The sequence below is a fragment of the Kitasatospora sp. NBC_00240 genome (genome assembly GCF_026342405.1).
GTDB lineage: Bacteria > Actinomycetota > Actinomycetes > Streptomycetales > Streptomycetaceae > Kitasatospora.
On sequence record NZ_JAPEMU010000001.1, the window covers coordinates 5975827 to 5996480 of the forward strand.

Sequence of the window (20654 nt, forward strand, 5' to 3'; positions counted from 1 at the left end):
AGGCGGACGGGGCGTCAGCGGGCTCCGGCCGGGTCGGCGCTCTGCTCGACGGGCTGGGTCTCGGGGACGACCGGTGCGCCGTACTGGTGCATCTCGGTCAGACCGGGGGAGTAGAGGTGGATGCTGACGGCGGGTTCGAGCGAGGCGTTGACCACCTCGTGCAGGTAGCCGGAGGAGAACACTCGCTGCCCTCCCGGGCGCAGGGTGCGCGCGTCCTCGCCGCTGGGGGCACCCCCGGACGGAGTCCGGGGGAGGGTGAGCGAGCGCTCGACGAGTTCGCCGCCGACGACGGTCATCACGCCGGAGGAGTCGCCGTGGTCGTGGAAGCCGCTGCTCTGGCCCGGCAGCCAGCTGAGCAGCCAGACCTCGTAGCCGGGGCCGGTCTCCAGCCGGGCGTACCAGCGGGTCAGCGCGTCGTAGCGGACCAGCGGCTCCCAGCGGTCGCGGTCGGCGGCGATCTCGCGGACGAGCTGCGCGTACCCGGCGACGGTGGTGGGGTGCTGGGGCAGGTCGGTGCGGGCCAGGTGCGGGAAGGCCAGCGGGTCGCCGGCGATGGAGAGGTCGCTCAGGCCGTCGGCCCAGGGGCGGACGGGCTCCGTGGCGGGCGACGGGAGAAGGACCGGAAGGGCGGCCAGGGGTCGGCGGGCGGGCTTGTTGCGGTCACGGTTCCGCTTGCGGATGCGGTTCATTCGCATGGGATCGTCCTCGGAGGCGGCTGGTTCGAACGGGGATCAGCCGGATCCGCGGGGGTCCTGGGGCGGGAGCGCGCGGGCGGCCTCTGTGGTCCTGGGCGGCGCGCGGTGGGACGCGAGCGCCTAGATACAGCAGGAACAGAGGCGACAACAGCGGAAAGAGTTCGCGGCACGGCGGAGCTCGGCCTGGCGGCTCCGGGGGGCGGCGGACTCTGACATGGGAGCAAGGAGACCGCAAGGGGGGTGCGTGTGTCAACCTGCTCGACCGGACATTGGGTGGGCAGTGCCCATGAACCACCGGATGGGGTGATAAATCACCCTCTATGTTTCGATGTGAAGATCGCCGGGAAGGCAGCCCGATGACCGGTTCGGGCGGGTACCCGCACCCAGGGCCGGTCTCCCGGAACCCCCGCCCGCCCGGTGGACGTCCTTCTTCGTGAGGGACGGTCAAGATCGACGCGAACCGGGGTGACCAGGGGTCAGCGGGCGGATGGTTGCGGATGGTTCGACGGCATCCGGACGACAAGTGCCCAATGTCCGTATATGTACACTATTCGTAACGGCTTGGTGCCGGGGAGTGAATCCTCGACCCAATACCAGAGCTCGGCTTGACTGGGCCAGAGTGACGCAACTGTAATTTCACTCGTGTCGTTCAGCCGCACCCAGCAGCGGCAACACGGGGACGCCAAGAGGGGCAGAGGAGGCGCGCCACATGAGCGAGCTCTTTGAGCTGTTGATCGGTGAGGGCATCGAGGAGGAAGAGGAGGAGTTCGGTTGGCAGGAGCGCGCACTGTGCGCCCAGACCGACCCCGAGTCCTTCTTCCCGGAGAAGGGCGGCTCCACCCGGGAGGCCAAGAAGGTCTGCCTCGCCTGCGAGGTCCGCTCCGAGTGCCTGGAGTACGCCCTCGCCAACGACGAGCGGTTCGGGATCTGGGGTGGTCTCTCCGAGCGCGAGCGCCGGCGGCTCAAGAAGAGCGCGGTCTGAGCCGACCAGGCCCCGGACCCGGCGGCGTCCACCGCGGCCAGCGGCCCGCCGACCACCACGACAGTTGCACCGGCGCCCCACCACATGGTGGGGCGCTCATGCGTTCCCGGACCCGCACTGCACCGACACCGCTGCCACCGATACCGGCCGGAGCGGTTAGTGTGGTGCGCCATCCGGGTGCCGCTGCTCCCGGCCCGCGCAGCGCCGCCCGCCCCGGCCGTCGAACGGCTCGCCCGGACCGGTACCGCGCACCACCTGCCGTGCACCGGCTGCATCCACCGGCTGCATCCACTGAAAAACTGGGGCCAGCGCACTCGATGACTGTCTACAGCCACCAGAGCGGCTTCTCAGCTGCCAGGCCGCCCGCGTACCCGCGCCACCTGGTCACCGCCGTGATCGTCTCCCACGACGGCGCCCGCTGGCTGCCGCAGGCCCTGGCCGGCCTGCTCGGCCAGGACCGTCAGGTGCAGCGCATCCTCGCCGTCGACACCGGCTCCACCGACGCCTCCCCGCAGCTGCTCGCCGACACCCTCGGCGACTGGCTCCCGGAGAGCGGCCCGCTGATCCTCGGCCGCCGGGCCGGCTTCGGCACCGCCGTCGCCGACGCGGTGTTCAACAGCCCCCCGCTGCGCCCCGAGGACCTCCCCTACAGCCTCGACCCCTCCGGCTACGACCCCGTCACCGGCGGCTGGGACGACTTCGGCGACCCGCTCGGCGCCGAGGACGAACTCGGCCGCGGCGGCCCCCGCGAGACCCAGCCGGTCGAATGGCTCTGGCTGCTGCACGACGACTGCGAACCGCAGACCGACGCCCTGCGCCGGCTCCTGCAGGTCGCCGACTCCACCCCCACCGCCGCCGTCGTCGGCCCCAAGCTGCGCAGCTGGTACGACCGCCGCCAGCTGCTGGAGGTCGGCGTCAGCATCGCCCGCTCCGGCCGCCGCTGGACCGGCCTCGACCGCCGCGAGCAGGATCAGGGCCAGCACGACCAGGTCCGGCCCGTCCTCGCCGTCTCGACCGCCGGGATGCTGGTGCGGCGCGACGTCTTCGAGGACCTCGGGGGCTTCGACAAGGCGCTCCCGCTGATGCGCGACGACACCGACTTCTGCTGGCGCGTCAACGCCGCCGGCCACCGGGTGGTGATCGCCCCCGACGCCGTCCTGCGGCACGCCGAGGCCGCCAGCCGCGAGCGCCGGGCCATCGACTGCGCCCCCGCCCACCCGCACCGGGTCGACAAGGCCGGCGCCGTCTACACCCTGCTGGCCAACTCCAAGGGCCTGCTGCTGCCGTACGTCCTGCTGCGGCTCGTCCTCGGCACCCTGCTGCGGGTCTTCGCCAACCTGGTCGGCAAGGACCCCAAGCAGGCCTTCGACGAGATCGCCGGCCTGGGCCACGAACTGATCCGGCTGCCCCGGCTCCTGCTCGCCCGCAAACGCCGGGCCAGGACCAGGGCCGCCGACCCCGGCGACGACCGCACGCTCTTCCCCGCCCCCGGCGCCACCGCCCGGCTCGCCGTCGAGGGCGCGATCAGCTCGCTCGGCATCGGCGGCACCGACGACTCGGGCGCCGGCCGGCACGGCTCGGTCGAGGCCGGCCCCGGCGACGAGGACTCCGAGGACCTGGTCGTCGAGCAGTTCGCCCTGATCAAGAAGCTCGCCCGGCGCCCCGCGCCGGTGCTCTTCGCCGGCCTGCTGCTCTTCGCGCTCGCCGCCTGCCGCCCGCTCTTCGGCGGCGGCTACCTGCTCGGCGGCGCCCTGCTGCCCGCCGCCGACGGCGCGTCAGGCCTCTGGGGCATGTACGCCGGCTCCTGGCACCCCGTCGGCACCGGCTCCACCGCCACCGCCCCGCCCTACCTGGGCGTCCTGTCGGTGCTCTCCTGGCTGCTGCTCGACCACGCCGACCTCGCGCTGACCCTGCTGGTCGTGCTCGCCGTCCCGCTCGCCGCCGTCAGCGCCTACCTGGTCTCCCGGCCGCTGCTGGACTCCAAGCTCGTCCGCGCCTGGGCCAGCGCCACCTACGCCGTGCTGCCCGCCGCCACCGGCGCGCTCGCCCAGGGCCGGATCGGCACCGCCGTCCTGGCCGTGCTGCTGCCGCCGCTGGCCCGCGCCGCCGCCATCACCGTCGGCCTCGGCATCCGGGCCGAGACCGCCGCCAAGGGCGCCCGCCCCGGCTGGCGCAGCGCCTGGATGGCCGTCCTGCTGCTCACCCTGGCGACCGCCTTCGTGCCGCTGGCCTGGGCCCTGGCCGTCCCGCTCGGCCTGGCCGCGCTCGCCACCGCGGTGGCCCGCGGCGGCGCCTTCGGCTCCGGCCTGGAAGCGCTGCGCCTGCTCGGCCTGCGGGTGCTGGTCATCCTCGGGATGCCGGTCCTGGTGCTCGCGCCCTGGTCGCTGCACGTCCTCGCGCACCCGTCGCGGCTGCTGCTGGAGGCCGGGCTGCCCGGCCCGAGCGGTCACCCGGCGACGCCGCTCGGCCTCGTCCTGGCCAACCCCGGCGGCTCCGGCGTCCCGCCGGTGTGGCTGTCGGCCGGCGTGGTGCTCGCCGCGCTCGCCGCGCTGCTGCGCGCCGACCGCCGGCGGGCCGTACTCGTCGCCTGGGGCGCGGCGGCCGCCGGCATGGTCTTCGCCGTCGCGGTGGCCGGCAGCGCCGTCACCCCCGCCTCCGGCGGCGCCGCGGTGCCCGCCTGGGCCGGCCCGGCGACCCTGCTCACCGGCATCGCGCTGCTGGCCGCCGCGGCGATCGGCGCGGACGGAGCCAACGCCCGAGTGGCCGGCATCGCCTTCGGCTGGCGCCAGCCGGTGGCCGCGCTGGTGGTCGCCGCCGCCGCGCTGGCGCCGCTCGGCACCGGTCTCTGGTGGGCCGTCAACGGTGCGGACGGGCCGCTGCGGCGGGCCGCCGCGGCCGCCCAGGTGCCCGCCTTCATCGCGGAGGAGGCCGGCACCACCGACCGCTCCCGCACCCTGGTGCTGACCGGTGACGCGGAGGCCGCCGCGGTGCGGTTCGCGCTGGTCCGCGGCGCCGGCCTGAGCCTCGGCCAGGCCGAGGGCACGGTCGAGGCGGGCTCCGCCGCCGGCAACGGCCTGAACACCGTGGTCGGCAACCTGCTGGCCGGCTCGGGCGCCGACCAGGCGAGCGCGCTGGCCGGCTACGGCGTCGCGTACGTCCTGGTCGAGGACCCGATGATCGCCAAGGCCAGGGAGGTGCTGGACGCCACCCCCGGTCTGACCAAGGTCAGCCAGGACGCCGGCACCGCGCTCTGGCAGGTCGGCGGGGTCCCCGCGACCCGCGCCGTGATCACCGCGCCGGGGACCGCCCCGGTGGCGGTCCCCTCCGGCGAGCGCGACATCGCCACCACCGTCGCGGCCGGCCCCGACGGCCGGGTGCTGCGGCTCGCCGAGCAGGCCGACCCCGGCTGGACGGCCACCGTGGACGGCACCGCGCTGGAGCCGGTCACCGTGGACGGCTGGGCGCAGGGCTTCAAGCTCCCGGCCGGCGGCGGCAAGCTCGCCGTCACCCGTGAGAGCAGCCTGGCGCACACCGGCTGGATCTGGGCGCAGCTGCTGATCGGCCTGACCGTCCTGGTGCTCGCCCTGCCCGGGCGGCGCAACCACAACGACGACGACCTCCCCGAGGAGGTGGTGGCCGCCGCCGCGCTGGCCGCCGCCGCCCAGGCGCAGGCACCCGCCCCGGGCAGCCGCCGGGCCCGCCGGATGGCCGAGCGCGGCGAGGGCGAAGGCCCCGCCGGGGACGACACCGGCGTGTACGAGGGCGGCATCCCGGCGCAGCCCGCCGGCGCGCCCGAGCCGCTGCGCGCCGCCGAGGCCGCGGCGCAGCAGGGCGGCGAGCCCTATACCGACGCCTACGCCGACCCGTACCAGGAGCAGGCGTACCAGCAGGCCGACCCGTACAGCTGGGACCCGTCCCAGTCCGCCGGGGCCGGCCGCCAGGGCGGCGGGTACCCGTACGCGGACCAGCAGCAGCCGGCCGCCGCGCCCTACGGCGGCCAGGACGGCTACCAGCAGCAGCCCTACCAGCAGGGCGGCTACGACCAGTACCAGCAGCAGTACGGCTACGACCCCTACCAGCAGCAGCCGGGCGACCAGCAGCAGCCGTGGGTGCCGGGCCAGCCGCAGGGCGATCCCTACTACGACCCCAACGACCCCAACGACCCGGACGACCGGGACCACCAGGGCCGCCCGTACCCGCACCACAACGGATCGGGGAGCTGACCCGCGATGAAGAAGCCCACCTTCAAGACCTCTTCGGCCAGGACTGCTCCGGCCAAGGCCTCGCCGGCGCCGGACACCGCGCCGGACGCGCCGTCCGGCGCGGTGTCCGCCCCGGCGGACGGCGGCGCCGGCGTGACCCGGACCACGCAGTCGCTGCTGGCGGCGGCCGTGGTGCTGGCCGCGGTGTTCGGCATCGCCGAACTGCGCCCGCCGGCCGTCGCCAAGGGCGCGGCCGGGTCGGCGAGCAGTGCGCAGGTCGAGCGCACCGCGCTGGTCTGCCCGCAGCCCCTGCAGGGCCTGACCGGCACCACCACGCTGACCGCCTTCAGCCCGCCGGGGGCCACCGCCGCCGGGGGCAGCGGCTTCGCGGCCGACCTCGTCCCGCCGCCGGCCGCGCCCACGGCCGCCCCGTCCGCGGCCGCCGCGGCGTCCCCGGCCGCGCCCGCGCCGGCTGCCACCCCGGCGGCCGCCCCGGCCACCGACGCGCCGCCGCCCGACGCCCGGCTGGCCCTGGCCAAGCCCGGCGTCCCGGTGGCGGCCCCGGCCGCGAACGGCGACACCGCGCCGGGCAGCTTCGGCACCGCGACCGGCGTGTACGCGCCCGGCTTCACCGTCGGCCAGACCACCACCGTCACCGACCAGCGCGGGCTGGGCCTGTCCGGCGTCACCTGCGGCGTGGCCGGCACCGGCTTCTGGTTCGCCGGCGCCAGCACCCTCGACGGCCGGACCGACTACGTCAGCCTGACCAACCCGGGTTCGGTCGCGGCGGTGGTCGACCTCAAGCTGTACGGCGACAAGGGCAAGATCGACAACGAGGCGGCCTCCGGACTGACCATCGCGCCGGGTGCCTCGCAGTCGGTGCTGCTCTCCACCCTGAGCAAGGGCCCGGTGGCCGACCTGGCGGTGCAGGTGGTCGCCCGCAGCGGCCGGGTCGGCGCGGCACTGCACGCCGCCGACGGCAACAAGGGCGCGGACTGGGTGCCGGTCTCGGCGGCCCCCGCGCCCGTCCAGGTGCTGCCCGGCCTGCCCGCCGACACCGCCTCGGCGCGCCTGGTGGTGGCCGCCCCCGGTGACGACGACGCCGACCTGAAGATCGAGCTCTCGGGCAAGAACGGCTGGTTCACCCCGGCCGGCAACGAGTCGATCCACGTGAAGGCCGGCATGGTGGCCGCCGTCGACCTCGGCAAGGTCACCCGGGACGAGGTCGCCTCGCTGCGGGTGTCGCCCACCGACGAGAAGCACCCCACCCCGGTGGTGGCCGGCCTGCGGGTGGACCGCACGGACAAGGGCAAGTCGGACGCGGCCTGGCTGGCCGGCGCGGTGCCGGTCGGCAAGCGGGCCACCGTCGCCGACAACCGGTCCAAGGCCGGCACGCTCTACCTGACCTCGACCGGCGAGGCCGCGACCGTCCGGGTGACCTCCTCGGCGGGCAGCGGCGGCGGCACCCCGGCCACCCAGGACGTGCAGATCCCCGCGGGCGGCACGGTCGGCCTGCCGGCCCCCGAGCCGGCCGGGCTGAACGGCAGCTTCGCGATCACCCTGGAGACGGTCTCCGGCGGTCCGGTGGTCGCGGCCCGGATGCTCGCGCTGCCGCTCAAGGACGTGCCGATGTTCACCATCCAGTCCTTCGCGGACGACCGCAGCACCGTGAGCGTGCCGCACGCCGCCCAGGACCCGGGCCTGCTGGTCCGCTGACGCCCCCGGTGGGGCCGCCCGGCCGGGCGGCCCCACCTCGCGTCGTCATCCCGCCGCGGCACCGCCCCGGGCGCACCCGCCCGCGCGCTCGCCCGTGCGTTCTCCCCGGGGGTGTCAGCCCACGCCGTGGCGGCGGGTCATTCCTCGTCGTAGCGGGGGTCGATGGCGTCCGGCGACATCCCCAGCAGGTCCGCGACCTGCTCGATCAGGATCTCGTGCACCAGCGCCGCGCGGTCCTCGCGCGACTTCGCCCGGATCTCCACCGGCCGCCGGTAGACCACGATCCGGCTCTTGCGGCCCTGCTTGGCCGGCTGCAGCCGGCCCAGCGGTACCCCGCCCTCCTGGTCCGCCTCGCCCTGCCCGGGCTGCGGCACCTCCTGGACGGCGAACTCCACGTCGATCAGCTGCGGCCAGCGCCGCTCCAGCCGCTCCACCGACTCGCGCACGTAGTCGTCGAAGAGTTCGGATCGGGTCAGCGAGATCGGCACCTGAGGCGGCGCCAGCGGGCCGCGCAGACCCCGGCCGTGCCGGTCGCGGTGCCGGGGCCGGCGCGCGGGGCCCGGTGATGACTGAGGTGCGGAGCTCTCCATATCACTGTCGAGCGTAGTCCTTGCACGCTCCGAAGTGGACCACCTCGGCGGCATCTCACCGCCGCGGCCGCCACGACACGTGGTACTCGCCGGGGGCGGGTCTTCGCTCCCCGGCGGCGAGTGCGGTACCGTCCACCCTCGTGAGCTCTGTACGTCGTTGTTCGCGGACCGCGTGCGGCCGACCGGCCGTCGCGACGCTGACGTACGTCTACGCGGACTCCACGGCCGTCCTCGGCCCGCTCGCCACCTACGCCGAGCCGCACTGCTACGACCTGTGCGCCGAGCACGCCGAGCGCCTCACCGCCCCCCGCGGCTGGGACGTCGTCCGCCTCGCCGCCGAGGCCGGCCCGCTCCGCCGCAGCAGCGACGACCTGGAAGCCCTCGCCAACGCCGTCCGCGAGGCCGCCCGCCCGCAGGAGCGCACGCCCCGTCAGGGCCGCGGCCCCGAGGGCGATCCCACCGAGGCCGGCCGCCGCGGACACCTGAGGGTGCTCCGCTCGCCCGAGAACTGACCGCCGGCCTTTCCCTGCCCGCTCCGGCCGGAAACCTCCCGGCCACCGTGTCCCGGTACGCTGCCCTGACCGAGTACCCGCTACCCGCGGCGACCGGACGTATCGTGACCAGGGGCCGAGCGGCCCGCAGACCGGAAATCTCAGGGTGGAGCCGTAGTGCGTGACCTCAAGCAGCTCGTGAAGGCGTACGACGTCCGTGGCGTCGTGCCGGACCAGTGGGACGAGAGCCTGGCACGCGCCTTCGGCGCCGCATTCGTACGGGTCACCGAGGCGGCCGCGATCGTCGTCGGCCACGACATGCGGCCCTCCTCCCCGTCGCTGAGCCGGGCCTTCGCCGAGGGCGCGGCCGCGTACGGCGCCGACGTCGTCGAGATCGGCCTCTGCTCCACCGACCAGCTGTACTACGCCAGCGGCAAGCTCGACCTGCCCGGCGCGATGTTCACCGCCAGCCACAACCCGGCCGAGTACAACGGCATCAAGCTGTGCCGCGCCGGCGCCGCGCCGGTCGGCCAGGACACCGGCCTGACCGAGATCCGCGAGCTGGTCGAGTCCTGGACGGCCGAGGACGACACCGTCACCGTCCCCGTCGTGGACGTCAAGCCGGGCGGCCTCTCCACCCAGGACAGCCTGCGCGGCTACGCCGACCACCTGCTCGGCCTGGTCGACCTCACCGCCGTCCGCCCGCTCAAGGTCGTGGTGGACGCCGGCAACGGCATGGGCGGCCACACCGTCCCCACCGTCTTCGACGGCCTGCCGCTGGACCTCGTGCCGATGTACTTCGAGCTCGACGGCACCTTCCCCAACCACGAGGCCAACCCGCTCGACCCGAAGAACCTGGTCGACCTGCAGGCCAAGGTCCGGGAGACCGGCGCCGACATCGGCCTGGCCTTCGACGGCGACGCCGACCGCTGCTTCGTCATCGACGAGCGCGGCGAGCCCGTCTCGCCGTCCGCGATCACCGCCCTGGTCGCGGCCCGCGAGATCGCCCGCGCCCGGGCGGCCGGCGAGGAGAAGCCGACCATCATCCACAACCTGATCACCTCCTGGACCGTCCCCGAGGTGGTCCGCGAGCTCGGCGCCGAGCCCGTCCGCACCCGGGTCGGCCACTCCTTCATCAAGCAGGAGATGGCCGTCACCGACGCCGTCTTCGGCGGCGAGCACTCCGCGCACTACTACTTCCGCGACTTCTGGCGCGCCGACACCGGCATGCTGGCCGCCCTGCACGTGCTGGCCGCGCTCGGCGGACAGGACGGCACGCTCTCCGCGCTCACCGCCGAGTACGACCGCTACGCCGCCTCCGGCGAGATCAACAGCACCGTCGCCGACCAGGCCGACCGGGTCGCCGCCGTCCGCGCCGTCTACGGCGAGCTGCCCGGCACCACCGTCGACGAGCTGGACGGCCTCACCGTGGCCGGCCAGGACTGGTGGTTCAACCTGCGCGCCTCCAACACCGAGCCGCTGCTGCGCCTGAACGCCGAGGCCAAGGACGCGGCCAGGATGGCCGAGGTCCGTGACGCCGTGCTGGCGATCGTCCGGGCCTGACCGGGCTCCCGCGGGGCGTCCGGCACCGGACGCCCCGGACCTCCGGCGGCCTGACACCACGACGGCTGACACCGTCGCGGCCGGGCCCCGGCTCTGACCTCCCAGGTGCCCCGGCCGGTAGGGTTGCTACCGGCCGGGGCACCGCTCTGCCGCCCCTCCCCGCGAGATCTGGAGCCTGACGCCCAATGAAGCTGGAACCCTTCCTGCTGGAGATCCTGGTCTGCCCCGAGTGCCGGGGCCCGCTCACCGAGGGCGGCACGGAGGAGCAGCCCGAGCTGCTCTGCACCGGCAAGAGCTGCGGGCTGGCCTACCCCGTCCGGGACGGCATCCCGGTGCTGCTGGTCGACGAGGCCCGCCGCCCGGCCTGAGGCCCTGCCCGCGGGACCACATCCGGAGGTCCGGGCGCCCGGCACCGGGCCGCCCCACCCCGTCGGTAGCACCACGTCTTCGGCCGGAGGCCAGCGCATGCTCGACGACACCCTGCTCGACGACCCGGACGCCCTCCAGCGCGCCGACCACGACCACGCGCTGCTCGCCCTGGCCGGGGCCGGTGCCCGGGTGCGCACCGCCCTGCGGCTCGCGGACGCGGCGGGGGTCGCCGCGCTGCGTCCGGACGGCCGGCCGCGCGGCGTGCTGGTCGCCGGCCACGGCAGCGCCCTGCTGGCCGGCGAGATCCTGGCGGCCCTGGCCGGCACCGCCTGCCTGGTCACCGGCCTGCCCCCGGCCGACGCCGGGACGGTCGCCCGCGAGGACCGCCGTCTGCGGGTGCCCGCCTTCGCCGCCGGGATGACCTGGCAACTCCCCGGCTGGGCCGGGCCGATGGACCTCCTGGTGATCGCCTCCGCCGACGGCGGCGAGCGCGGCCTGATCACGCTCGCCGAGCAGGCCTACGCCCGCGGCTGCTCGATCGTGGTGATCGCCCCCGAGGGCAGCGGCCTGGCCGACGCCGCCCTGCAGGTCCGCGCGCTTCCGCTGCCCTACGTCCGGCCGTCCCTGCCCGAGCAGGAGGACCCGGCCGCCGACGGCCGGTGGCCCGCCGAGCCGGACCTGCCCGCCGAGGACCCGGGCGCCCTCTGGGCCTTCCTCGCGCCGCTGCTCGCCCTCACCGAGAAGACCGGCATCACCCAGCTGCCGCCCGGCTCGCTGCCGGCCACCGCGGACCGCCTGGACGAGAGCGCCGTCCGCTGCCGCCCCGACGCCGCCGCGTACACCAACCCGGCGAAGAGCCTGGCCGCCCGACTGTCGGGCACCGTGCCGCTGCTCTGGGCGGAGGGCCCGCTGGCCGGCGCGGTGGCGGTCCGGTTCGCCGCGCAGCTGGCCGACCGGGCCGGGCGCCCGGCGCTGGCCGGGCTGCTGCCGCAGGCGCTGCTCGCCCACCGGGGCATGTTCGTCGGCCAGCTCGGCGGCGGCGCCGACCCGGACGACTTCTTCCGTGACCGGATCGACGAGCAGGACCCGCTGCTGCTCCAGGTCCTGCTGCTGCGCCACACCCCCGGCCGGTCCGGTGCGCCGACGGAGCCGGCGGAGGAGGCCGACACCGAGGGCCCGTACGAGCAGCCGGCCGACGACGACGCCCCGCGCGGTGTCGCCGTCTCGCGCGCCCACCGACTGGCGGCCGCGCACGAGGTCAGGCTTACCGAGTACGCCAGCGGCCGCACCGACCCGCTGCACGCCCTGGCCGACCTGGTCGCGCTGACCGACTTCGCCGCCGTCTACCTGGGCCTGGCCGCCACCGGCGGCTGACCCGGCCGCCGCAACCGCAGCCGCCACCCGGCCCGGCGTCGCTCATCGCGCGCCGCCCGCCGCCCGCCCCGAAGTGTCCCGCCGCCCGCCCCGCAGCGCCTGCCGTCGGGCCCGGCCGTCGTACGCCGTCCGCCCGGCCCGGGGTCCGGCTGCGGCCGCCGCAGGGCCGGGCGCAGCCCGAGGGGCGAACCAAAGCCCGGCCGCCGTGCCCGGGCGGGATAGCGTATGCGCTCGACAGCAGAGCAGCGCAGGCCGTAGCACCGGCCCCGTCGGAGGGAACGAACCCGAGCATGAGTACCGAAGGCGGGACCAAGGCACTGGTGGCGGCGCTGTCCGCGAACCTGGCGATCGCGGCGGCCAAGTTCACGGCCTTCGGGTTCACCGGCTCCTCCTCGATGCTCGCGGAGGGCGTCCACTCGGTCGCCGACTCCGGCAACCAGGTGCTGCTGCTGATCGGCGGCAAGCGGGCCCGCCGCGAGGCGGACGAGGAGCACCCCTTCGGCTACGGCCGCGAGCGCTACATCTACGCCTTCCTGGTCGCCATCGTGCTGTTCAGCGTCGGTGGCCTGTTCGCCGTCTACGAGGGCTACGAGAAGATCCACGACCCGCACGAGCTGCACGGCTGGTACTGGGCGGTCGGCGTCCTGGTCTTCGCCATCCTGATGGAGGGCTGGTCGTTCTGGACGGCCATCCAGGAGTCCGACAAGGCGAAGGGCCGGCTCGGTTGGGTCGAGTTCATCCGCCGGGCCAAGGCGCCCGAGCTGCCGGTCGTCCTGCTGGAGGACACCGGCGCGCTGATCGGCCTGGTGCTCGCCCTGCTCGGGGTCTCCCTCACGGTGATCACCGGCAACGGCGTCTGGGACGGCATCGGCACCCTCTGCATCGGCATCCTGCTCGTGGTCATCGCCGTCGTGCTGGCGATGGAGACCAAGTCCCTGCTGCTCGGCGAGTCGGCCGACCGGGACAGCGTCCAGCGGATCCGTGAGGCGCTGGTCGACCACGACTCCGTCAACCGGGTGATCCACATGCGCACCCTGCACCTCGGGCCCGAGGAACTGCTGGTCGCGGCCAAGATCGGGGTCAACGCGGAGGACAGTGCCGCCCAGGTGGCCGAAGCCATCGACGCGGCCGAGGCCCGGGTCCGGCGCGCCGTCCCGATCGCCCGTGCGATCTACCTGGAGCCGGACGTCTACGACGCCGCGAAGGCCGCCGCCGGCGACGACCCGCTGGCCACGCCGGGCGGCCCGGGGCCGGACACCACCCACTGACCCGCCACCGCACCCCACGCCGTTCGCCGCCCCGTTCGCCCCGGGCGGCCGCGGACACCGTCCGCTCCGGCCTCCGCGGCCGGGTTCCCCGGCCGGATCCGGCCATACGGAGCCCGGCCGCGGGGGCCGTCGGTGTAGATTCGTCACAGTGCCAAACGTCGCTGCTGATGGCGGTCGATCGGTCACGGCGGTCCGTCCGCCCGTACCCGGTCGAGGGAGAGAGGTCCTCCGACGGATTGTGCCGCGCAGCAGGTCCGGCCCCGCCGGTGCCTGAGGCGATGCCGCGCACCCGTGGCCCCGCCGTGCTGCGACGCACACCGGACCTTGGCCCGCTTTCCCCCATCCACGCAGCGAGGAGCAGACGCATGTCGTCGAACACCACCGGTGACTTCAAGGTCGCCGACCTCTCCCTGGCGCCGTTCGGCCGCAAGGAGATCCAGCTGGCCGAGCACGAGATGCCCGGTCTGATGTCCATCCGCGCCGAGTACGCCGCCGCGCAGCCGCTGGCCGGCGCCCGGATCACCGGCTCGCTGCACATGACCGTGCAGACCGCCGTCCTGATCGAGACCCTCACCGCGCTCGGTGCCGAGGTCCGCTGGTGCTCCTGCAACATCTTCTCCACCCAGGACCACGCGGCCGCGGCCATCGCGGTCGGCCCCGAGGGCACCGTCGAGAGCCCGGCCGGCGTCCCGGTGTTCGCCTGGAAGGGCGAGACGCTGGAGGACTACTGGTGGTGCACCGAGCAGGCGCTGACCTGGCCCGACGGCCAGACCCCCAACATGATCCTGGACGACGGCGGTGACGCCACCCTCCTGATCCACAAGGGCGTCGAGTTCGAGAAGGCCGGCTCCGCACCGGACCCGTCGACCGCCGACAACGACGAGTTCCGGATCATCCTGGAGCTGCTCAACCGCACCCTCACCGAGTCCCCCAGCAAGTGGACCGAGGTCGCCGCCACCATCAAGGGCGTCACCGAGGAGACCACCACCGGCGTCCACCGCCTGTACGAGATGCACCGCGACGGCAAGCTGCTGTTCCCGGCCATCAACGTCAACGACGCCGTCACCAAGTCGAAGTTCGACAACAAGTACGGCTGCCGCCACTCGCTGATCGACGGCATCAACCGCGCCACGGACGTGCTGATCGGTGGCAAGGTCGCGGTCGTCTGCGGCTACGGCGACGTGGGCAAGGGCTGTGCCGAGTCGCTGCGCGGCCAGGGCGCCCGGGTCATCATCACCGAGATCGACCCGATCTGTGCCCTGCAGGCCGCGATGGACGGCTACCAGGTCACCACCCTGGAGGACGTCGTCGCGATCGCCGACATCTTCATCACCACCACGGGCAACAAGGACATCATCCTTGCCTCGCACATGGAGCAGATGAAGCACCAGGCGATCGTCGGCAACATCGGCCACTTCGACAACGAGCTGGACATGGCCGGCCTGGCCAAGCTCCCCGGCGTGGTGAAGACCGAGGTCAAGCCGCAGGTCCACGAGTGGCGCAAGGCCGACGGCCGGACCATCATCGTGCTCTCCGAGGGCCGCCTGATGAACCTGGGCAACGCGACCGGCCACCCGTCCTTCGTGATGTCCAACTCCTTCGCGAACCAGACCATCGCGCAGATCGAGCTCTTCACCAAGACCGAGCAGTACCCGGTCGGCGTGTACGTGCTGCCGAAGCACCTGGACGAGAAGGTCGCCCGCCTGCACCTGGACGCGCTGGGCGTGAAGCTCACCGTCCTGTCGCAGGAGCAGGCCGACTACATCGGCGTCCCGGTCGAGGGCCCGTACAAGGCGGACCAGTACCGCTACTGATGATCACGGCGGACCGGTACCGCCACTGATCACACGGACCCGCGGGCCCGCCGAACCGGCGGCCCGTCGATCCGGTCGTAGCCGTCCGGCCGGCGCCCCCCGCGGGCGCCGGCCGTTCGCGTTCCCGGCGGCGGGCGGCGGGCGGCGGGACCGGGGCGGGTGTCCCGGGCGGGGGCCTCGGGCGAGCCCGGGCTGGGGGGTCCGGCCGGGTCCGGCGAGGCCCGGCCCGCGACGTAGGCTTCGGTCCATGCCCAACGGCCGGTACTCGCTCCACACCTCCGCAACCCCTGGCCACGACCACGTCCTGCTCGGCGAGGAACGGTTCAGCTGCGCCCCCGGCCCGGCCGGCTGGCGCTACGTCTCCAAGACCTACGGCCCCGACGGCAGCACCCTCGGCACCGTCGACCTCACCCTCGACTCGCGCTGCCGCCCGCTGCGGCTCGAAGTCCGCGCGGGCGGCTGGCAGGTGCGCGGCGGTGCGGTGGACGGCGTGGCCTGGGTCCGTACCGACGCCGCCGACCCCGCCGGGCAGCACGCGGTGGAGGGGCACGACCGGGCCCACGGCTTCGCCGGCCGCTCGCCCGCCTTCCTGATCGCCACCGCGCGGATGCTCCGGCTGCGGGAGGGTGCGAGCACCCGGGTCCGGCTGGTCGGCTTCAGCGACCCGGTGCTGGCGCCGCGCACCTTCGACCAGGGCTGGCTGCTGGAGGGCACCGAGACGCACCCGACCGACTCCGGCCCGCTGCTGGTCGAGCGGTACCAGGTCACCGATCTGGAGACGGGCGAGCAGCAGGTGGTCCACCTGGCCGGTGACGTGGTGCTGGCCGCCCCGGGAATCGAACTGGAGGAGCTCGCCTCGCCGCCCAACCCGTGGCCGGCCGAGTTCACCGGCTGACGGGTCGATCCGGCGGCGGGTCGCGCCTTCGGGGGGCTGCCCGCCGGAGGCGGGAAAGCCTCAGGCGGGCGGGGCGAAACCGGTGTCCGTGGCCGCCCGCGCCTCCGGGGCCTGCGCCGCCGGCTGCTGGGCCGCGGCCACGGGTGCCCCCGGGGTCTGCCGGGGCGCCGGCTGCTGGGCCGGGACGGCTGCCTGACCGTACGGCGTCTGTCCGTACGGCGGCGGTGCGTGCTGCGCGTACTGGGGGGCGGCGGGTTGCCAGGGGAGGGGCTGCGCGGCATACGGCTGTCCTGCGTACGGCTGTCCGGGGTAGGGCTGTCCCGGGTACGGCTGTCCGGCGGGGCCCGGGCCCCAGGGGGCCGGCTGCACGGTGCCCGGACCGGTCGCCCTGGCCCACTCCCGGCGCTGCCGCTCGGCCAGCACCGCACCGAGGTAGGCGGCCGGATGCACCCCGACGGGGGCCGGATGTCCGGTGCTCGCGACGAGGTCGGCGGTCAGCTGCACGGCCATGGTCTGTGCGATCTGCGGATCCAGCTGCGTCAGCCGGCCGAGGAACTGCCGCACCGCCAGCCAGAGACCCTCCGGGACGGCCGACAGGTCCAGCGCCACCAGCTCGCCGCCCAGCGCCTGCATCAGCTGCGGGGGCAGTGGCGGCAGGGTCACCCCGCCCCGGCCCGCTCCGGGCACCCGCTCGCGCACCACCAGGGTGCCCGCGAAGACGTCCCCGAGCCTGCGCCCGTCCTGGGACACCAGCGAGCAGACCACCGCCGGCACCCCGCTGAGCGAGATGATCTCGAAGAAGCCGATCAGGCCGCGCACCAGCGCGTGCCGGAACCGCACCGGACCGCCGTCCCGCCGCACCACCCGCAGGCCGAACGCCAGCTTGCCGAGCGAGCGCCCGCCGGACAGCGTCTCGACCATCACCGGCAGCCCGACCAGGAAGAACACCGTCATGGCGAGCATCGTCGCGACGGCGGCGGCGGTGTCGATGTCCGGCGCGGCGAAGGCGAGGACGACGATCGCCAGCAGCAGGCCGCCGCACTGCACCAGCAGGTCGAGCGCGACCGCCAGCGCGCGACTGGGAAGCTTCGCCGCCCGAAGGCCGAGGACGACCGCCTCACCCGTCACCAGGTCGCTCACAACACCCGTCCGTTCCACTGCGTCGCCGACGGGGAAGGCGGGCCGTCCGACCGGCCCGTGCAGACCGGCCCCCGAGATCCCGTGGTCTGACGCCGCCAACATACGGGGAGCCGTGCCCGCCCGGGAAGTGCGATTCGCCGCCCCCTGCGGACGCCGGGCCGGCCTCTGGCAAGCTAGCCCCCGCCCGGCCATCTTCACCGCACCACCGCGCAGCACCGAGCACCGCCCGGGGGCGAGCCGTTCCGCGGCCCCGCCCCGGCCCGGGTACGTGCCCCGCCCGTCATCCCCGTTCTCCACCTCCTCCCGCCGAACCTGGAGCGTGCCGCATGGACCTGGACGTCTTCGTCACCACCCACCAGGGGGAGTGGGCCCGACTGGACGCCCTCAGCCGGTCCCGCCGGCTCACCGGGGAGCAGGCCGACGAGCTGGTCACCCTCTACCAGCGGGCCACCGGCCACCTGGCCAAGGTCCAGGCCGCGGCGCCCGACCCCACCCTCGAAGGCCGGCTGACCACCCTGGTCGCGCGCGGCCGCGACGCGGTGACCGGGAGCCGGAGCAGCGGCTGGCGCGACGTCGGCCGCTACTTCGCGGTCAGCTTCCCCGCCACGCTCTACCGCGCGCGCCGCTGGTGGATTCCGATCGCGCTGGTCTCGCTGCTCGGCGCGGCCCTGGTCGCCTGGTGGGTGGCCAACCACCCCGAGGTCCGCGACAGCCTCGCCGCGCCCGCCGAACTCCGCGAGATGACCAGGCCCGGCGGCGCCTACGAGGCGTACTACTCGGACCGCCCCGCGAGCTCCTTCGCCGCCCAGGTCTGGACGAACAACGCCTGGATCGCCGCGCAGTGCCTGATGTACGGCATCTTCTTCGGCATCCCGGTGCTCTGGGTGCTGGCCGGCAACGTGGTCAATCTGGGCCTCGGCATCGGCCTGATGGCTTCGGCCGGCCGGCTGGACCTCTTTCTCGGCCTCCTGCTGCCGCACGGTCTGCTGGAACTCACGGCCGTCTTCGTGGCCGCCGGCCTGGGCCTGCGGCTCGGCTGGACGATCATCGACCCCGGCCCCCGGGACCGCCGGACCGCGCTGGCCGAGGAGGGCCGGGCCATCATCGGCGCCGTCATCGGCCTGACGGTGGTGCTCTTCGTGAGCGGCCTCCTCGAAGCCTTCGTCACTCCCTCGGGCCTGCCGACCTGGGCACGCATCACCATCGGAGCCGTCGCCGAGGTGCTCTTCCTCGCCTACGCACTGGTGCTGGGCCGCAAGGCCGCGGCCGACGGCGAGTACGGCGATGTGGACGCGGCCGACCGGGCGGACCTGCAGCCCGTGGCCGCCTGAGGCGGATGTGCTGAGTAGGCCCCTGACCTGCTAGTCTTCCTACATCCCGCACGAACCATTGACGTGGTCCGTGGGGGCTAGTAGACTCAAACGGTTGCGTCGGACTGGACAAAGGTCGGATGCGGGCGCTAGTGTCCACGACACCGCCAATTCGGGCCAGAATGCATTTACGGATGCCTGCTCGATTCGGTAAATCCCGGAACTGAGCACACCGAAACCTTTGATAGGCTTCGGAGCGAAGTTGAAGGAAAGCCCCCTCAGTGGGAATTCAGAGAAACAAGCGCCGGTCAAACCGGCCGAGCGGATCTGATAAGCTGAGAACACGAAAGAACGAAGCGCCCGGAGAGTTCACGAGAGTGGCTCGAAGGAAGTGTCCGTTCCTTGAGAACTCAACAGCGTGCCAAAAGTCAACGCCAGATATGTTGACATCCCCGGCCTGGATCGTTCGATCCGGGTTGGAGATTCCTTTAGTAACAAAACACTAGCGAGGACGCAGTGCGCGGGATCACCTAATTCCGGTGGTTGCCGTGCCGCTCAACGCGAGTGGCTCGCCGGATTACCGGCAGACATTCACGGAGAGTTTGATCCTGGCTCAGGACGAACGCTGGCGGCGTGCTTAACACATGCAAGTCGAACGGTGAAGCCCTTCGGGGTGGATCAGTGGCGAACGGGTGAGTAACACGTGGGCAATCTGCCCTGCACTCTGGGACAAGCCCTGGAAACGGGGTCTAATACCGGATATGACCTTCCTCCGCATGGGGGTTGGTGTAAAGCTCCGGCGGTGCAGGATGAGCCCGCGGCCTATCAGCTTGTTGGTGGGGTAATGGCCTACCAAGGCGACGACGGGTAGCCGGCCTGAGAGGGCGACCGGCCACACTGGGACTGAGACACGGCCCAGACTCCTACGGGAGGCAGCAGTGGGGAATATTGCACAATGGGCGAAAGCCTGATGCAGCGACGCCGCGTGAGGGATGACGGCCTTCGGGTTGTAAACCTCTTTCAGCAGGGAAGAAGCGCAAGTGACGGTACCTGCAGAAGAAGCACCGGCTAACTACGTGCCAGCAGCCGCGGTAATACGTAGGGTGCGAGCGTTGTCCGGAATTATTGGGCGTAAAGAGCTCGTAGGCGGCCTGTCGCGTCGGATGTGAAAGCCCGGGGCTTAACCCCGGGTCTGCATTCGATACGGGCAGGCTAGAGTGTGGTAGGGGAGATCGGAATTCCTGGTGTAGCGGTGAAATGCGCAGATATCAGGAGGAACACCGGTGGCGAAGGCGGATCTCTGGGCCATTACTGACGCTGAGGAGCGAAAGCGTGGGGAGCGAACAGGATTAGATACCCTGGTAGTCCACGCCGTAAACGTTGGGAACTAGGTGTTGGCGACATTCCACGTCGTCGGTGCCGCAGCTAACGCATTAAGTTCCCCGCCTGGGGAGTACGGCCGCAAGGCTAAAACTCAAAGGAATTGACGGGGGCCCGCACAAGCAGCGGAGCATGTGGCTTAATTCGACGCAACGCGAAGAACCTTACCAAGGCTTGACATATACCGGAAACGGCCAGAGATGGTCGCCCCCTTGTGGTCGGTATACAGGTGGTGCATGGTTGTCGTCAGCTCGTGTCGTGAGATGTTGGGTTAAGTCCCGCAACGAGCGCAACCCTTGTTCTGTGTTGCCAGCATGCCTTTCGGGGTGATGGGGACTCACAGGAGACTGCCGGGGTCAACTCGGAGGAAGGTGGGGACGACGTCAAATCATCATGCCCCTTATGTCTTGGGCTGCACACGTGCTACAATGGTCGGTACAAAGGGCTGCGATGCCGCGAGGCGGAGCGAATCCCAAAAAGCCGGCCTCAGTTCGGATTGGGGTCTGCAACTCGACCCCATGAAGTTGGAGTTGCTAGTAATCGCAGATCAGCATGCTGCGGTGAATACGTTCCCGGGCCTTGTACACACCGCCCGTCACGTCACGAAAGTCGGTAACACCCGAAGCCGGTGGCCTAACCCGTAAGGGGAGGAGCCGTCGAAGGTGGGACCAGCGATTGGGACGAAGTCGTAACAAGGTAGCCGTACCGGAAGGTGCGGCTGGATCACCTCCTTTCTAAGGAGCACATGGCAGCTTCGGGCGAATGTCCTGAAGTGCTAGCTCATGGGTGGAACGTTGACTATTCGGCACACGAGGTCTGTCAGGCCTCCCAAGTACTGCACTTCGGTGCGTGGAACGGGTTTCTG

The 20654-nt window shown here is 73.0% G+C and carries 14 protein-coding genes and 1 rRNA gene; 12 read left to right on the top strand and 3 right to left on the bottom strand.

Annotated elements, in window-relative coordinates; genetic code table 11:
• Positions 1-14 precede the first annotated feature (14 nt).
• Positions 15-695 carry a cysteine dioxygenase family protein gene (locus OG689_RS25525; RefSeq protein ID WP_266323211.1) on the bottom strand — a complete coding sequence of 227 codons (681 nt, stop codon included), beginning with the start codon at positions 693-695 and terminating at the stop codon, positions 15-17.
• A 709-nt stretch (positions 696-1404) separates the two neighbouring features.
• Here OG689_RS25525 and OG689_RS25530 point away from each other — a divergent pair.
• The 3 genes from OG689_RS25530 to OG689_RS25540 all read left to right on the top strand — a co-directional run bounded on the left by OG689_RS25530 (position 1405) and on the right by OG689_RS25540 (position 7595).
• Positions 1405-1677 carry a WhiB family transcriptional regulator gene (locus OG689_RS25530; RefSeq protein ID WP_073926812.1) on the top strand — a complete coding sequence of 91 codons (273 nt, stop codon included), beginning with the start codon at positions 1405-1407 and terminating at the stop codon, positions 1675-1677.
• Positions 1678-1994: 317 nt separating this feature from the next.
• Entirely contained in the window at positions 1995-5900 is a 3906-nt protein-coding gene (locus OG689_RS25535; protein ID WP_266323212.1) for a glycosyltransferase family 2 protein, read from the top strand.
• A 6-nt stretch (positions 5901-5906) separates the two neighbouring features.
• Positions 5907-7595, top strand: coding sequence for a DUF5719 family protein (locus tag OG689_RS25540; RefSeq protein WP_266323213.1), 1689 nt, complete (start codon positions 5907-5909; stop codon positions 7593-7595).
• A gap of 137 nt (positions 7596-7732) precedes the next feature.
• Here the strand turns inward: OG689_RS25540 and OG689_RS25545 are convergent, their stop codons facing one another.
• A complete protein-coding gene (locus OG689_RS25545) occupies positions 7733-8185 on the bottom strand; it encodes a metallopeptidase family protein (RefSeq protein ID WP_266323214.1) in 453 nt (150 codons plus the stop codon).
• Between the two features lie 140 nt (positions 8186-8325).
• Here OG689_RS25545 and OG689_RS25550 point away from each other — a divergent pair, with 140 nt between their 5' ends.
• From OG689_RS25550 to OG689_RS25580, 7 genes are all read left to right on the top strand, one after another.
• A complete protein-coding gene (locus tag OG689_RS25550) occupies positions 8326-8697 on the top strand; it encodes a DUF3499 domain-containing protein (protein ID WP_073926809.1) in 372 nt (123 codons plus the stop codon).
• 156 nt (positions 8698-8853) lie between these two features.
• Entirely contained in the window at positions 8854-10239 is a 1386-nt protein-coding gene (locus OG689_RS25555; protein ID WP_266323215.1) for a phosphomannomutase/phosphoglucomutase, read from the top strand.
• 185 nt (positions 10240-10424) lie between these two features.
• Positions 10425-10607, top strand: a complete 183-nt coding sequence (locus OG689_RS25560) for a Trm112 family protein (protein WP_266323216.1) — start codon at positions 10425-10427, stop codon at positions 10605-10607.
• Between the two features lie 97 nt (positions 10608-10704).
• Positions 10705-11982, top strand: a complete 1278-nt coding sequence (locus tag OG689_RS25565; RefSeq protein ID WP_266323217.1) for an SIS domain-containing protein — start codon at positions 10705-10707, stop codon at positions 11980-11982.
• Between the two features lie 290 nt (positions 11983-12272).
• On the top strand, positions 12273-13250 hold the full coding sequence (locus OG689_RS25570) for a cation diffusion facilitator family transporter (protein WP_266323218.1): 978 nt from the start codon (positions 12273-12275) through the stop codon (positions 13248-13250).
• Between the two features lie 365 nt (positions 13251-13615).
• The gene (gene ahcY / locus OG689_RS25575) at positions 13616-15064 is read left to right on the top strand and encodes an adenosylhomocysteinase (protein WP_266323219.1); all 1449 of its coding nucleotides are present in this window, start codon (positions 13616-13618) and stop codon (positions 15062-15064) included.
• 247 nt (positions 15065-15311) lie between these two features.
• A complete protein-coding gene (locus tag OG689_RS25580) occupies positions 15312-15959 on the top strand; it encodes a hypothetical protein (RefSeq protein WP_266323221.1) in 648 nt (215 codons plus the stop codon).
• A 60-nt stretch (positions 15960-16019) separates the two neighbouring features.
• Here the strand turns inward: OG689_RS25580 and OG689_RS25585 are convergent, their stop codons facing one another.
• Positions 16020-17099 (bottom strand): RDD family protein, encoded by a 1080-nt coding sequence (locus OG689_RS25585; RefSeq protein WP_266323222.1) that lies wholly within the window; start codon positions 17097-17099, stop codon positions 16020-16022.
• Positions 17100-17425: 326 nt separating this feature from the next.
• Here OG689_RS25585 and OG689_RS25590 point away from each other — a divergent pair, with 326 nt between their 5' ends.
• Positions 17426-18430: a stage II sporulation protein M gene (locus OG689_RS25590; RefSeq protein ID WP_266323223.1), complete on the top strand. Its 1005-nt coding sequence runs from the start codon at positions 17426-17428 to the stop codon at positions 18428-18430.
• Between the two features lie 569 nt (positions 18431-18999).
• Positions 19000-20523, top strand: a 16S ribosomal RNA gene (locus tag OG689_RS25595).
• Positions 20524-20654: the final 131 nt, after the last annotated feature.

Coding starts and splice junctions, on each gene's coding strand:
- OG689_RS25525 (WP_266323211.1), bottom strand. CDS start 695: ATGCGAATGAACCGCATCCGCAAGCGGAACCGTGACCGCAACAAGCCC.
- OG689_RS25530 (WP_073926812.1), top strand. CDS start 1,405: ATGAGCGAGCTCTTTGAGCTGTTGATCGGTGAGGGCATCGAGGAGGAA.
- OG689_RS25535 (WP_266323212.1), top strand. CDS start 1,995: ATGACTGTCTACAGCCACCAGAGCGGCTTCTCAGCTGCCAGGCCGCCC.
- OG689_RS25540 (WP_266323213.1), top strand. CDS start 5,907: ATGAAGAAGCCCACCTTCAAGACCTCTTCGGCCAGGACTGCTCCGGCC.
- OG689_RS25545 (WP_266323214.1), bottom strand. CDS start 8,185: ATGGAGAGCTCCGCACCTCAGTCATCACCGGGCCCCGCGCGCCGGCCC.
- OG689_RS25560 (WP_266323216.1), top strand. CDS start 10,425: ATGAAGCTGGAACCCTTCCTGCTGGAGATCCTGGTCTGCCCCGAGTGC.
- OG689_RS25565 (WP_266323217.1), top strand. CDS start 10,705: ATGCTCGACGACACCCTGCTCGACGACCCGGACGCCCTCCAGCGCGCC.
- OG689_RS25570 (WP_266323218.1), top strand. CDS start 12,273: ATGAGTACCGAAGGCGGGACCAAGGCACTGGTGGCGGCGCTGTCCGCG.
- ahcY (WP_266323219.1), top strand. CDS start 13,616: ATGTCGTCGAACACCACCGGTGACTTCAAGGTCGCCGACCTCTCCCTG.
- OG689_RS25580 (WP_266323221.1), top strand. CDS start 15,312: ATGCCCAACGGCCGGTACTCGCTCCACACCTCCGCAACCCCTGGCCAC.
- OG689_RS25590 (WP_266323223.1), top strand. CDS start 17,426: ATGGACCTGGACGTCTTCGTCACCACCCACCAGGGGGAGTGGGCCCGA.